Below are 13077 nucleotides of genomic sequence, written 5' to 3' on the forward strand. Positions count from 1 at the left end.
CTACGGCTGTTTCGTGCTGAGGGAGGCGGCCAAGAGAATATAGACGGCGGATGTCCAGGCAAAAGCCCGGTCGCGCAATCCCCTCCCCGACCGAGCGTCGAAGTTTTCGGCCATACCGCTTTTGGAAGCAAGAGAACAGAACTTTTCCGCGATTGTTCGCGCCATTTCCATTTCTCCTTGTTTGCGCAAGCCATCCCAGAGCAGCAGCGTGGTCGGCGCCCAGATCGGGCCGCGCCAATAGCCATCATCCTCATAGAAGGGGCTCTTCACGCTTTCGGTTGCCGGCCCCCATTGCGTGACGTATCCGCCATCGGCGAGCCGCGTCACCAGTTTTCGCGCCATATCGCGCGGCAATCTCTCGCCGAGGAGCAACGGCATGAACTGGATCAGGTTCTGGTCGGGCAGTTCGCGGCCGGGGTCTTGCATCAGGCGTGCGCGAAACGTCTCGCCGGTCCAGAGATCCCGGAAAAGCATCGCCTGCAGCCGATCCGCCTTCTGCTTCCACTCCTCGGCGCGCAGCCGATCGTCGTCCAGAAGGGCAGCAAGCGCATCGCAGGCAAGGATGAGGAAAACGGGCAGATCCGGCGTGACGACCGGGCCGCCTTCGGCAAAGAAGGTGGAATTGTCCCAGCCGCTGTCATTGCCGTGAAAGTAGCACGGAAGCGCATCGTTGCCGGTGCGGGCATGGGTCAGCCAATAGTCGACCTGGCGGCCGATCGCGGCCCTGAGATAGGCCTTGCGCTCCGCCGTCAGGAAACCCGGCTGCATTGCCTCGATCAGCGAGACGGCCCAGCCATGCACCGGCGGTTTCGTGAAGGCAAAGAGCACGTCGCGATCGTTGACGTAATCCGGCAGCAGCCCCGAGGCGTCCTGATGATCGAAGATGACGGCGAACTGGTCAAAGGCCAGATCCTTGTCGACCCCGGCGACGCCGAGAGCCGAGAAAGCGTTGTCCCAGCTCCAGACGTTGATCATGTGGTTCTTGGACATGTAGATCGCCGGTCGGGTGAGCGCGCCGCCTGTGGGGACGGTATTGGCCCACAGAAGATAGCTTGCGAGGCGATGCGCTTCCGCCTGATCCGAAAGGCCGTGCGGCATAGCCTCATGCCACGCGGCGAATTCCGTGCGCGCCCCGGCCAAAGCCTGATCGAACGAACCGGGCCGCTCGCGCGGCGGCACGGTACGGAAAAAGTCGATGTTGCCTTCGAAGGCACCCTCTCCGGAGAAGGTGAAACTGACTTTCTCCGAATGATCCCGCTGCCAGGAGCCGGTGACGGCGAGCGAGCCGAGATCGGCGCGCGGGATGAACTTCACGTTCTCGGCGGCAGCGACCAGACACGGCTCGCCCTGCGGCGTGCGATAGAGGTAGTCGTAGCGCGACCCTTCGAGGTGAAAGCGCACGCCGCCGCACGCGCCGCGGATATGCAGCCGCTCCCCTTCGCCTATGACGAATTCGGCCGCGCCGTGATTGCCGCGCACGATCAATCGCTCAGGCGCAAGTTCGAAAGCCGGCTTCGCCGGATTGCCCGACATATCGAGAAAGTCCACGCGACACAGCCGCCCGAGAGACGGTCGCTCGTCGCCGCCCGCCACGAAGCGCAGATAAAGCGCCTGCTCACCGGCGCCTCCGGGCACGGACATCATCGACAGGGTAAGGAAACGCCCCCGCCGGCTGAAGGGGATATGAGCGATATCGAAGAGCATGGCTACCCCTTGACCGACGAGCCCACGGCGCCGTCCATGATGTAACGCTGCGCCAGGAAGAAGAGCGCGAGCGGTGGCAGGCAGAGCACCACGGTAATCGCCGCGATCGACGTCACGTCCACCTCATGCAGTCCCTTGAACATCGAGAGACCGAGCGTCAGCGTGTACTTGGATTGATCGTTGAGGAAAATCAGCGGCCCGAGATAGTCGTTCCAGGCATTCATGAAGTGAAACGTACCGACCAGGACGAGCGCCGGCATCATCAGCGGCAGGTGAATGCGCCAGTAGATATCGAAGGAATTGGCGCCATCCATGCGCGCCGCTTCATCGATCTCGATCGGCACCGTCATGATGTACTGGCGCAGCAGGAAAACGAAGAAGGCATCGGCGAAATAGGCCGGAACGATCAGCGGCTTCAGCGTGTTGATCCAGCCGAGCAGATTGAATTCCATATAGAGCGGGATCATCTTGACGTCCCAAGGGATCATCATGGTGGCGAGAAGCAGGATGAAGAGCGGATCCCGGCCGGGAAACTTGAAACGCGCAAAGCCATAGGCAACCAGCGAGCTGGACATGAGCTGGCCGATGGTCGAAAACACGACGACGATGAGCGAATTCTGGAAATAGGTGCCGAAAGGCTGCTTGCTCCAGGCGGCGGCAAAGTTTTCCCAGTGCCATTCCGAGGGCCAGAAGACCGGCGGAAACCGATAGAGATCGGCTTGGCTCTTGATGGCCGTCATGAAGGTCCAATAAAAGGGCGCGATGAAGAGAGCGGAAAGCAGGATGAGGGCGGAATAGAGCAGCGTCTTACGCATGGTCACCTCCCTTTTCGCGAACCTCGCCCTCGTAATAGACCCATGCCGCCGACCAGCGCATGACGAGCAGGCTGAGAGCGAGCACGATGATGAACATCACCCACGAGCCCGCAGCCGCATAGCCCATATCGAAATATTTGAAGGCATTGTCGTAGATGTACATGGCGAAGAAATAGGTGGAGCCCAGTGGGCCGCCCTTGGTCAGCAGCAGCGCGATCGTCAATTGCTGGAAGGCGGCGATGATCGAGGTGATGAAGGTGAAAAGCAGCATCGGCCCCAGCATCGGCAGGGTGATGAACAGCATCTGCGCCCAGCCCGGAATGCCGGAAACGGTCGCTGCCTCGTACAGTTCCTTGGGGATCGCCTTGAGGCCGGTCAGCAGGATCAGCATCGTGCCGCCGAAACCCCAGAGGCTGGCGATAAGGATCGCGATGATTGCCAGGCCCGGATCGCCGAGCCAGTTCGGTCCATCAATGCCGACCAATGACAGCATGAAGTTCAAAAGGCCGTATTGCCGGCTGTAGATCCAGCTCCAGATCGTTACCAGGGCAACGCCGGAAATAACGCTTGGCAGATAAAAGGCGGTACGGAAGAACCCGCTCCAGACCGTAGCGTGATGCAGCAATAGAGCGATCAGGAACGACATGACGATGTTGAACGGCACATAGATCGCCGCGAACTTCACCGTGATCCAGAGACTGTCCCAGAACTGGGGGTCGTCGAAGAGCATGGTGCGATAGTTCTTGAGGCCGATGAAGGTGCGCGCGCCGACCACCGGCCAATCATAGAAGCTCATGGTCAGCGAAAACAGCAGCGGACCGAGAGTGAAAAGCAAGAACCCCAAAATCCATGGGGAGATGAAGAGATAGGCCGGCAGATGGCTCATAAGAGCCGATTGCCGTTTCTGCGTTAGCGGCCTTACGCCGTCTGGATGCATCATGTTCATCTCCCCGCTCCCGCCTACTTCAAGAACCGTTGCGAACGCTTCACGGCATCATCCAGATGCTGCTTGGCGTTGCCCTGGTCGATCATCGTCGCTTCGATGGCGCGGGCGAGATTGTCCTGAATCTTCCCCCAATTCGGGTTCTTAAGGAAGGCATGCGTCTCCTTGTCGGAGGTTGCGAGAATGTCGAAGAACGGCTTGTAGACCGGGTCCTTCGTCATGCCCTTCGCCTCGGCGACGCTGGAGCGCACGGGAAGGTCGTTGGTCCGCATGGCGACGGCTTCCGGCGAGGAGAAGAATTTTACGAATTCCCAGGCAAGGTCGGGATGGGCCGCGTCCTTGGCGATCGAAATCGCCGAAACGCCGAGCGCCGAATGGGCGGTCTTGTCGCCGAACTTCGGCAGCGGCGCCACGCCATAGCTGAAGCCAGCCGCATCGATGCCGGCCTTCGACCACATGGCGCTCTGGAACATGGCGATCTTGCCGTCCTTGAAGAGTGTCAGGCCGGTGGTGTCGTCGCCGACATTGAGCGTGACGGCCTCTTCCTTCTTCGCCATGTCGGCGAACATGTCGAGCACTTCGGCAGCCGCATCGCTGTTCATGTAGCCGTCGATCGTCTTGCCGTCATCGGAGATGTATTTGGTGCCGTTCGACCAGAGGAACTGCTCGAAATCATAAGGGTCCGGCTTGGCATCGACCGCGAAGCCGTAGATCTTCTTGTCCTTGTCGCGGAACTTTGCCGCCTTGGCGCGCAGGTCGCTCCAGGTCCAGCCATCCTTCGGCTCCTCGACGTTGGCGGCCTTGAACATGTCCTTGTTGTAGAACACGACCTGCGTCGTGAAGCCCGCCGGCATGCCGTAGATCTTGCCGTCGACGCGCGTGGTGTTCATCAGCCCCTTGGGGAAATCGTCGGGCTTGATCTCGGCGGCATCGCGCGCAATCAGATCGTCGAGCGGCATCAGCGAGGTGTAATACTGCGGAAAGTTCCACATATACATGACGTCGGGCGGATTGCCGGCGCCGAAGGCTGCCACCAGCTTCTGATCGAAGCCGTCGGCATAGGGCTCCACCTGCACCTTCACGCCCGGATGCGTCTCTTCGAATTTGCTGGCGATCTTCTGCTCGATCGCAAGGCTTTCGCCTGAGTCCCAGGTGGCAAACCGCAAAACCTGATCCGCCCGCGCCGCCGTGGCTCCGGCAAGCGTCAAGGCGATCAGTGAATTGACAAAGATCTTCGCACTCTTCTTCATTCCTCTACTCCCGTTCCGGATCAGGCGACCCGCTTCCCCTTTTCATGATGGATAAGAGCCTGCGTCTCGGCATCGAGGCGGCGGCGCACCGCGCTCCCCTCAGCGTCGAACAGGTAGCAATGCTGCGGCGGCAGCCGCAGATGGACCGTTTCGCCGTTGGCGACCGGATGCGTGCCACGAACCACCGCCGTCATGTCGCGGCCGTCGTCGAGATGGATATGCACATGGCTTTCCGTGCCGAGCCGCTCGACGAGACGGACAGTTCCGGCAATCTCTCCCTCGCCGGCGGAGACGATTTCCATCTTGTCCGGCCGGATGCCGAGGGTGAACTTGCCGTTCGGGCGGATTGTCGGCGGGTCGGTTTCGAAGGTCACGGGTCGCATCAGGCCGCCGCCCGAAAGAGTGATGCCCGAACCCTGGCCCGACGCTCCGGCCACCTCGATGAAATTCATGCGCGGCGAGCCGATGAAGCCGGCCACGAAAAGATTGGCAGGCTGGTAGAACAGCTCCAGCGGCGTGCCGAACTGGCTGACCTTGCCCTTGTCGAGGACCACGACACGATCGGACAACGTCATCGCCTCGACCTGATCGTGCGTCACATAGATCATGGTCGTGCCGAGACGGGCGTGCAGCGCGGCCAATTCGACGCGCATCGTCACGCGAAGGCCGGCATCGAGATTGGAAAGCGGCTCGTCGAGCAGAAAGAGCTTCGGTTCGCGCACGATGGCGCGGCCGATGGCAACACGCTGCCGCTGGCCGCCGGACAGCTGGCGCGGCTTGCGGCCGAGCAGCTCCTTGATGCGCAGGATATCTGCGACATTCTCCACGCGGCGATCGATCTCGCCGCGCTTCATGCCGTTGAGCGCCAATCCGAAGGACAGGTTCCTGCGGACGTTCATATGCGGATAGAGCGCATAATTCTGGAAAACCATGGCAATGTCGCGCCTGGCCGACGGTTCGTGGGTGATGTCGCGCTCGCCAAGACGGATGACGCCGCCATCCAGCTTTTCCAGACCGGCGATCGAGCGAAGCAACGTACTCTTGCCGCAGCCCGAAGGACCCAGGAAACAGACGAATTCTCCATCCGCAATATCGAGGTCGATGCCCTTGAGCACTTCCAGCGAACCAAAGCCCTTGCGGAGATTATCGATACGAATGGGTGCCAACGGTCCCTCCCTGTCGGCGATGCAAGGCATCTTGTTAAACGTTTATATCAAAATAAAAACGTTTAACTTCTTTGTAAAGGGCCTTTGATGCGCTTTATGTCAGGATGTGGATGACGGGTAGGACAAGCCGTCTCAATGAAGATTTATCCGGCCGCGAATTTCTCGCTCGCGGCGAATCTTCCGTCATGTCCAGGGGAGGAATTCCGAAAAGGCTTCAATGTCGGAACAGGCTCACGACATCGTATGGCCACCGCGTTCAAATGCATCGGGATGCTAGATGGCCATGCGTGTGGTTCGGCTTATGGCAACCGACCAACAGCAGATCGGGTGCGGAAAGATCCATGGAAGGACGTCTGGCCGGCGCCATCAGCGCCGGCCAGACCTGCAAATTATCAGGCCGCCCGCTTCAGCGCATCGGCCAGCATCGAGACGATCGTTTCGATCTGCTCGCGTTCGATGATGAGCGGTGGCGACAGTGCGATGATGTCGCCCGTCACGCGGGTCAGCAGCCCCTTCTGGAAGCAGTCGACGAAAACGTCATAGGCGCGCGTGCCGGGAGCGCCGTCGCGCGGTGCCAGTTCGACGGCTCCGACGAGGCCGAGATTGCGGATATCGACCACATGCGGCAGGCCCTTCAGCGAATGCAGCGCCTTCTCCCAGTCGTCCGCCAGCTCGGCGGCGCGCGTCAGCAGCCCTTCCTCCTCGTAGATCTCCATCGTCGCGAGACCGGCAGCGCAAGCGACCGGATGTCCCGAATAGGTATAGCCGTGGAAAAGCTCGATCTGGTTTTCCGGGCCGGTCATCAGGCCGTCGTAGACCTTGCGGCTGGCAAAGACGGCGCCCATCGGTATCGTGCCGTTGGTGATGCCCTTCGCGGTGGTGACGAGATCGGGAACGACACCGAAATATTCCGTCGCGAACGGCGTGCCCAGGCGGCCGAAGCCGGTGATCACTTCGTCGAAGATCAACAGGATGCCGTATTTGTCGGCAATGGCCCTCAGCCGGTCCAGATAACCCTTCGGCGGCAGGACGACGCCGGCGGAACCGGACATCGGCTCGACGATGACGGCGGCGATCGTTTCAGCGCCGTGCAGAGCGACCAGCCGCTCCAGATCCTCGGCAAGTTCGATACCATGCGCAGGCAGCCCCTTGCTGAAGGCGTTGCGCTCGATGTCGAGAGTATGGCGCATGTGATCGGCGGGAATCTGCGGGAAGACGCGGCGGTTGTTGACAAGGCCGCCGACGGAAATGCCGCCGAAACCGACGCCGTGATAGCCCTTTTCCCGGCCGATGATACGGGTGCGCGTGCCCTGCCCGATGGCGCGCTGATAGGCGATGGCGATCTTGAGAGCGGTATCGACCGATTCGGACCCCGAGCCGGTGAAGAACACACGGTCGAGCCCCGCTTCGGGGCCGCCCGGCGCATGCGCGGCAAGCTTGGCGGCAAAATCGAAGGCGATGGGATGGCCCATCTGGAAGGTCGGAGCAAAGTCCATGGTGGAAAGCTGGCGCTCGACGGCCTGCGCGATCTTCTTGCGCCCATGGCCGGCGTTGACGCACCAGAGCCCGGCCGTACCGTCGAGCACCTTGTTGCCGTCGACATCGGTGTAATACATGCCATCGGCGGCGGCGAGCAGCCGAGGCGCTGCCTTGAACTGCCTGTTGGCCGTGAACGGCATCCAGAAATTGTCGAGAACAGGGGTATTGGGGTGCGTGATCTTGTCCATTGTCGCCTCCATTGCGCTATCCCTGACATCAGCGATTTTCCTGTTCCGAACAAGTCCTTTTCTTGATCCACTTAAGGCATTGATTTTGCTTTTCCGGCATGGGATGTTTTCGATATTTCGAACATCTGAAACCCGAGGCCGTGATGTCCGTCGATATCGGCAATCGCCTGCGTCATCTGCGCCTGGCGCGCAACCTTTCCCAGCGCGAGCTTGCCAAGCGCGCCGGCGTGACCAATTCGACAATCTCGCTGATCGAATCCAATTCGGCCAATCCGTCCGTGGGCGCGCTGAAGCGCATCCTCGACGGCATCCCGATCGGGCTTGCCGAATTCTTCGCCTTCGAGCCGGAAGCGCCGAAGAAGGCCTTTTATGCGGCCGAGGAGCTGGTCGAGATCGGCAAAGGGCCGATTTCCTATCGCCAGATCGGTGAAAATCTCTTCGGCCGCAGCCTTCAGATCCTGAAGGAATGCTATCAGCCGGGGGCGGATACCGGCAAGGTGCCGCTGGTGCATGAAGGAGAGGAAGGCGGCATAGTCCTGTCCGGCCGCCTCGAAGTCATCGTCGATGACGAACGGCGCATTCTCGGGCCAGGCGACGCCTATTACTTCGAAAGCCGCCGCCCGCACCGCTTCCGCTGCGTCGGGCCGGTGCCCTGCGAAGTCATCAGCGCCTGCACGCCGCCCAGCTTCTGATTTCTCGCCGGGCGGCCCTTTCAGGAGCAATCGACCTCGGTCAGCCGAACGTGAACGCGTAGGCCTGGGCGCCGGGATCGAGGAACTTGATCTCGAACGTATGGTCGGAGACCGGACCACTTGTCCGAACGAGCTGGTAAAGCCTCTGCCCTGTTACCACGCCGTTGCCGTCCGCATCCGTATCGACGCCATGGCTGTCTGCCGGCGGCTTGCCGTCGATGGTGATCTGGAACCGGACAGGCTTTCCGTCCGCCGCCGGCCCAAGCACGAGATGCAGGTCACGGGCATGGAAATGGTAATACAGGCGACTATCGGTGCTGTTTGAGGTCGCTTCTTGTCCGCCAACCGTCCAGTTGCCGGCAAGACCCCACTCGTTGAGTTTCGGAGTTGCCGCGACATAGTCATGGGCAGCATCGTTCACCGTGCCAGCATCATCGACAAAGTTCTGCGAACGCAGGTAGCCGACATAGGTTTCCGGCGACTGGACATCCGCTTCGTCCGAGGCTGCGGCCTCGGCGCCCGTTGCCTTTACCGCGACGATATCGCTGGAGACATTTGCCTTGCCGGCTTCGGCCAGAAGCTGCTGGATCACCCTCTCGGACTGATCGTAATCGCCCTCACCGAAATGGTGGTGGCGTACCTGCCCCTGTGCGTCGATGAAATAGTGGGCGGGCCAATATTCGTTATCGAAGGCACGCCAGATCGCGTAGTTGTTGTCGATCGCGACGGGATAGGTGATGCCGAGATCGGCAATGGCCTTCTTCACATTGTCGACGTTCTTTTCAAAGGCGAATTCGGGTGCGTGCACGCCGATGACGACAAGGCCCTGATCCTTGTACTTCTGCGCCCAGGCTTCGACATAGGGAATGGCACGCAGGCAATTGATGCAGGAATAGGTCCAGAAGTCGACCAGAACGACCTTTCCCTTCAACCCGGCCGCGGTCAGCGGCGGCGAATTCAGCCATTGCACGGCACCGTCGAGCGAGGGAACCGGACCTTCGACCGGCAGCTGCGCGGCGGCAGGCTTCTGTGTCATCGCCATTGCCATCGAACCGCCGCCGGCGGCTCCATCCGGCTTTGCGCTCATCATCATCTCGTTGGTGGCGCTCATCATCGCACCGCCGTCATTCTTCATGACGACCGATGACGGCTTGTTCGGATCCTGGGCACGGAGGCGGTCGACCAGATTCTGCTCGAGCGATGCTGTGCTTGCGAGAGAGGCCTGTGTCAGGAAGCCTGTATCCAGCCCCATTGCGATCGCAACGACCGCGACCAGCACGGCAACGCCGACGCCACGGCGCAGCCACTCGCCGATGCCGAGCGATTGCTTCATCGCCTGGTAAACGCGGCCGCCGATCAGAAGTGCAAGCGCAAGCGATGTCGCCGCGCCGAGCGCATAGGCAAGCAGCAACAGCGTCGTGCCGACGCTTGCTCCCTGGAGCGCGGCCCCGGTCAGAATAAGGCCGAGAACCGGCCCGGCGCAGGGCGCCCAGAGCAGACCGGTCGCCACGCCCAGCAGCAACGATGCCGCAACCGCGGACCCTCCGCTCCGGCTCGAACGATCGGCCGATTGCGACAGCCGCGCGCCAAGCGACACGAGCGGGCGCGTCAAGCGATCCGAAAGCGACGGAAACAGCAGAATGATGCCGAAAAGCGCAAGCAGCGCCATGGCCGCATAGCGTCCATATTCGTTCGCCGTCACCGCCCAGCCGCCGCCGAAGGCTGCAAGCGTCGCAACGGCGGCAAAGGTCGCCGCCATGCCGATCAGCATCGGCAGTGTGCTGCGCAGGAAGGGTTGACCAGCCCGCGCGAAGACGAATGGCAAGACAGGCAGGATGCAGGGGCTGACGATCGTCAGAACACCGCCAAGATAAGCGAGAATAAACAAAAGCATCGGTCGGTCTCTGATCGTTCAGGCAGTAGCCGGATGAAATTTCATGGCAACGCCATTCATGCAGTAGCGAAGCCCGGTCGGTTTCGGCCCGTCATCGAAAACATGGCCGAGATGGCCGCCGCAGCGGCTGCAATGCACCTCGTTGCGCACCATGCCGAAAGACGCGTCGCGCGACGTTGCCACCGCCCCGTCGAGTGGCGCCCAGAAACTTGGCCAGCCCGTACCGCTGTCGAACTTCGTGGCCGAGGAGAAGGCATCCTGATCGCAGCCGGCGCAGGCGAAGTTACCCTTGCCATGCTCGTTCAACAACGCGCTGGTGAAGGGCCGTTCGGTTCCCTCCTCCCTCAGGACGGCATACTGGTCTGATGTCAATATCTTCTGCCATTCCTCGTCCGTATGGGAGACGGGAAAATTCGCGGGCGTTTTGGCTGCGGCGGAACCATAGCCCAGTCTCAAACCGATGGCACCAAGAACCGTTGCTAGAAGCACTCGTCGTCTATTCAGCATCGCACCGTTCTCCTTCAGCGGATAAGCCGCCGGCTCAAAGGACATTCGAGCTGCCATAGTCCGGGCAGCGGCATGTCGCGTCACTATGGATTACGGAAGAGACGGCCATTTTGTTACACACATGCTGGTGAGAACACCAAAACGTGATCCGGATGGCCCATAGCCTTTATAGCAGACAAACTGCTCACTGACATCAGCGGCGGAGACAAGCCTTCAAAGAGAGCGGGCCAGACGCGTATCGCCGTTCTGGGCGGACGGTTGAAGCCCACGTCAGGAGGCGAGGAGATGCCGCGTCGCAATCACCGGATCCGGTTCGCCGAACGAAGACGCCAAAGGCATCGGCAGGGAAGAAAGGACCGGACCGCGAAAGGGGGTTCGCCCCTCGTAAACGGAACGCTCTCACGGCCGGTCCCGATGTTCCTGCCGGCTAGGCCCGCAAGAGGCGGCGCTTTTGCGCGCCCATTGCGGCAATATATTGGCTGACGCTAAAGAATATACCGCCGGATCGAACGCTTGATGTGCCATGGGAAAAGGCTCGCGAACGCATTCCTTCGATGTTGCTATAATTCCGACGAACAGTAGTATCCATGGCTACTACACGCAAAAAGAGCAAAACCAGGTATCGGTGCGGGGATCGCATGCGCAACACACCATCGGCGAGGCGTTCCAGATGACCAGGCAATCGCTCCCTCGTGTTTCCATCGGGACGGCGCGCCTCTGCCTGCGGCCCACCTCTGCGACCGACGCAGGCCGGGCGTTCGAAATCCAGAGCGATTGGAACGTGACGCGCATGCTGGGCAACGCCACTTATCCGCCGGACAAGCGCGCCATAGGGGAGTGGTTTTCCAGCCATGAGCGTGAATGGGCCGACGGCACGGCCTATCGTTTCGCGATCGAGCAAGCCGGAAGAATGATCGGTATCGTCGACGTCGATGGTATCGACGGCCGTTTGGGTAGTCTCGGCTACTGGCTGGAGAGATCGGCCTGGGGCAAGGCCTATGCGTTCGAAGCGGCGCAAGCGCTGATCGGCTTCGTTTTCCAGGACGCCGGCCTGTCGAGGCTCGAATCCGGTCATGCTTCCGACAACGCCGCCTCGGGTCGCGTGCTGACGAAACTGGGCTTCGAGCAGGTCGGCAGCAGGGAGCTTTTCTCGCACTCCCGCCGCGAGTCCATTGTTCAGCGCTGCTATGTGCTTGAAAAGGAAGCACGAAATATCGGCCTCAAGGCCGACACGGGAGATTGAGGGCCCGCTTCTTGCCCGAGCGAGAACTGGCCTACGGCCTTACACGAAGGCTTCCATTACAGATCGATTTCGAAGACCTGCTCGTGGGTCGCGACGAAGGCTCTGCCTTCGGGCGTCACCCAGCCGCGAAACATCCCCGGCGTGTTGTAAGGCGCGACAGCCACGCCTTGAGCATCGATAGCCACCAGCCCGGCACCGATCTGGTGAGGCGCGAGGTCTTGCATTATAAGCCCTTCCGTTGCGGTCGCGATATCCTGCTTCAGATAGGCCACGCGAGACGCCACCTCATGCCCCAGGACATAACGAATGAAGAATTCGCCCTGACCCGTGCCCGACACGGCGCAGACGCCGTCGCGCGCATAGGTGCCCGCGCCGATGATCGGGCTGTCGCCCACACGCCCTTCCGGCTTGTTGGTGTATCCACCCGTCGAGGTCGCGGCCGCCAGGTGGCCTGCGGCATCGAGCGCGACCGCCCCGACCGTGCCGTGCTTTTCGTTTTCCGTCCCGTCGGTGCCGGCGGCGGCATGGCGTTTCATCGCCTCCAGCGCCTCGACCCGCTTCGGCGTGGTAAAATAGGATTGCGGCTCGATCCGCAGGCCCTTGGCCTCGGCAAAGCGATCGGCCGCAGGCCCGGTCATGTATACGGCGCGGCCGTCCTCCATCAACGCGCGCGCCGCCTTGACCGGATTACGGATCGCACGCGATGCGCTGATGGCACCGGCCTCCAATGTTGCCCCGCTCATGATCGAGGCATCCAGTTCGTGCAGGCCGTTTTCGTTCAATGCGGCACCATGCCCGGCATTGAAATGCGGACTGTCCTCCATGACCACGACCGCGGCCTCGACGGCATCGACCGCGCTGTCGCCGGCCCGCAGCCGCGCATGACCCGCACGCAGGGCGGCAGCCAGATCGCGGCGAGCCCCTTCCCATTCCTCGGGAGTCATGCTGTCCTCCGGCATGACGCCGCAGCCACCATGAATAGCCAGCGCGATCTTCGTCATTTCCTGCTCCGCTCCTGTGTCGTCATATCGCTCTTGCCGATGACCGCCCCTGAATGAGGACCGATCGGCCTGACCAGGCGTGCATCCTTACTCTTACGCACCGCGCGTCGCCAGACGGCATCGGCCACACATGAA

Annotated in this window: 11 protein-coding genes; 2 read left to right on the forward strand and 9 right to left on the reverse strand. The window is 61.3% G+C overall.

The window, feature by feature from the left end:
* The 6 genes from GR212_RS06175 to GR212_RS06200 form a co-directional block, all read right to left on the reverse strand.
* Window positions 1-1704 carry an amylo-alpha-1,6-glucosidase gene (locus GR212_RS06175; protein WP_163985578.1) on the reverse strand — a complete coding sequence of 568 codons (1704 nt, stop codon included), beginning with the start codon at window positions 1702-1704 and terminating at the stop codon, window positions 1-3.
* A 2-nt stretch (window positions 1705-1706) separates the two neighbouring features.
* Window positions 1707-2519 carry a carbohydrate ABC transporter permease gene (locus GR212_RS06180; protein ID WP_163985579.1) on the reverse strand — a complete coding sequence of 271 codons (813 nt, stop codon included), beginning with the start codon at window positions 2517-2519 and terminating at the stop codon, window positions 1707-1709.
* Window positions 2512-3456 carry a carbohydrate ABC transporter permease gene (locus GR212_RS06185; protein ID WP_432444354.1) on the reverse strand — a complete coding sequence of 315 codons (945 nt, stop codon included), beginning with the start codon at window positions 3454-3456 and terminating at the stop codon, window positions 2512-2514. Before GR212_RS06185 ends, GR212_RS06180 begins: the two co-directional genes overlap by 8 nt.
* Window positions 3457-3479: 23 nt before the next feature.
* A complete protein-coding gene (locus GR212_RS06190; RefSeq protein WP_163985581.1) occupies window positions 3480-4712 on the reverse strand; it encodes an ABC transporter substrate-binding protein in 1233 nt (410 codons plus the stop codon).
* Between the two features lie 20 nt (window positions 4713-4732).
* The gene (locus GR212_RS06195) at window positions 4733-5878 is read right to left on the reverse strand and encodes an ABC transporter ATP-binding protein (RefSeq protein ID WP_163985582.1); all 1146 of its coding nucleotides are present in this window, start codon (window positions 5876-5878) and stop codon (window positions 4733-4735) included.
* A 392-nt stretch (window positions 5879-6270) separates the two neighbouring features.
* The gene (locus GR212_RS06200; protein ID WP_163985583.1) at window positions 6271-7605 is read right to left on the reverse strand and encodes an aspartate aminotransferase family protein; all 1335 of its coding nucleotides are present in this window, start codon (window positions 7603-7605) and stop codon (window positions 6271-6273) included.
* 143 nt (window positions 7606-7748) lie between these two features.
* On the opposite strand from GR212_RS06200, the gene GR212_RS06205 reads away from it, so the two are divergent.
* A complete protein-coding gene (locus tag GR212_RS06205; RefSeq protein ID WP_163985584.1) occupies window positions 7749-8297 on the forward strand; it encodes a cupin domain-containing protein in 549 nt (182 codons plus the stop codon).
* Between the two features lie 40 nt (window positions 8298-8337).
* Here GR212_RS06205 and GR212_RS06210 read toward each other — a convergent pair whose 3' ends face one another.
* Both GR212_RS06210 and msrB read right to left on the reverse strand, forming a co-directional pair.
* Window positions 8338-10191, reverse strand: coding sequence for a cytochrome c biogenesis protein DipZ (locus GR212_RS06210; protein WP_163985585.1), 1854 nt, complete (start codon window positions 10189-10191; stop codon window positions 8338-8340).
* Between the two features lie 18 nt (window positions 10192-10209).
* Window positions 10210-10698: a peptide-methionine (R)-S-oxide reductase MsrB gene (gene msrB / locus GR212_RS06215; protein ID WP_163985586.1), complete on the reverse strand. Its 489-nt coding sequence runs from the start codon at window positions 10696-10698 to the stop codon at window positions 10210-10212.
* A gap of 670 nt (window positions 10699-11368) precedes the next feature.
* Here msrB and GR212_RS06220 point away from each other — a divergent pair.
* On the forward strand, window positions 11369-11941 hold the full coding sequence (locus GR212_RS06220) for a GNAT family N-acetyltransferase (RefSeq protein ID WP_163985587.1): 573 nt from the start codon (window positions 11369-11371) through the stop codon (window positions 11939-11941).
* 56 nt (window positions 11942-11997) lie between these two features.
* Here the strand turns inward: GR212_RS06220 and GR212_RS06225 are convergent, their stop codons facing one another.
* Entirely contained in the window at window positions 11998-12942 is a 945-nt protein-coding gene (locus GR212_RS06225; protein ID WP_163985588.1) for an isoaspartyl peptidase/L-asparaginase family protein, read from the reverse strand.
* Window positions 12943-13077 lie beyond the last annotated feature (135 nt).

The sequence above is a fragment of the Martinezella lusitana genome, assembly GCF_010668395.1.
Classification (GTDB): Bacteria; Pseudomonadota; Alphaproteobacteria; order Rhizobiales; family Rhizobiaceae; genus Rhizobium; species Rhizobium lusitanum_A.

Excerpts from the sequence above, each read along its gene's own strand:
- GR212_RS06205 (WP_163985584.1), top strand. The coding sequence starts at position 7,749 with ATGTCCGTCGATATCGGCAATCGCCTGCGTCATCTGCGCCTGGCGCGC.
- GR212_RS06225 (WP_163985588.1), bottom strand. The coding sequence starts at position 12,942 with ATGACGAAGATCGCGCTGGCTATTCATGGTGGCTGCGGCGTCATGCCG.
- GR212_RS06185 (WP_432444354.1), bottom strand. The coding sequence starts at position 3,456 with ATGCATCCAGACGGCGTAAGGCCGCTAACGCAGAAACGGCAATCGGCT.
- GR212_RS06210 (WP_163985585.1), bottom strand. The coding sequence starts at position 10,191 with ATGCTTTTGTTTATTCTCGCTTATCTTGGCGGTGTTCTGACGATCGTC.
- GR212_RS06180 (WP_163985579.1), bottom strand. The coding sequence starts at position 2,519 with ATGCGTAAGACGCTGCTCTATTCCGCCCTCATCCTGCTTTCCGCTCTC.
- GR212_RS06200 (WP_163985583.1), bottom strand. The coding sequence starts at position 7,605 with ATGGACAAGATCACGCACCCCAATACCCCTGTTCTCGACAATTTCTGG.
- GR212_RS06190 (WP_163985581.1), bottom strand. The coding sequence starts at position 4,712 with ATGAAGAAGAGTGCGAAGATCTTTGTCAATTCACTGATCGCCTTGACG.
- GR212_RS06175 (WP_163985578.1), bottom strand. The coding sequence starts at position 1,704 with ATGCTCTTCGATATCGCTCATATCCCCTTCAGCCGGCGGGGGCGTTTC.
- GR212_RS06220 (WP_163985587.1), top strand. The coding sequence starts at position 11,369 with ATGACCAGGCAATCGCTCCCTCGTGTTTCCATCGGGACGGCGCGCCTC.
- msrB (WP_163985586.1), bottom strand. The coding sequence starts at position 10,698 with ATGCTGAATAGACGACGAGTGCTTCTAGCAACGGTTCTTGGTGCCATC.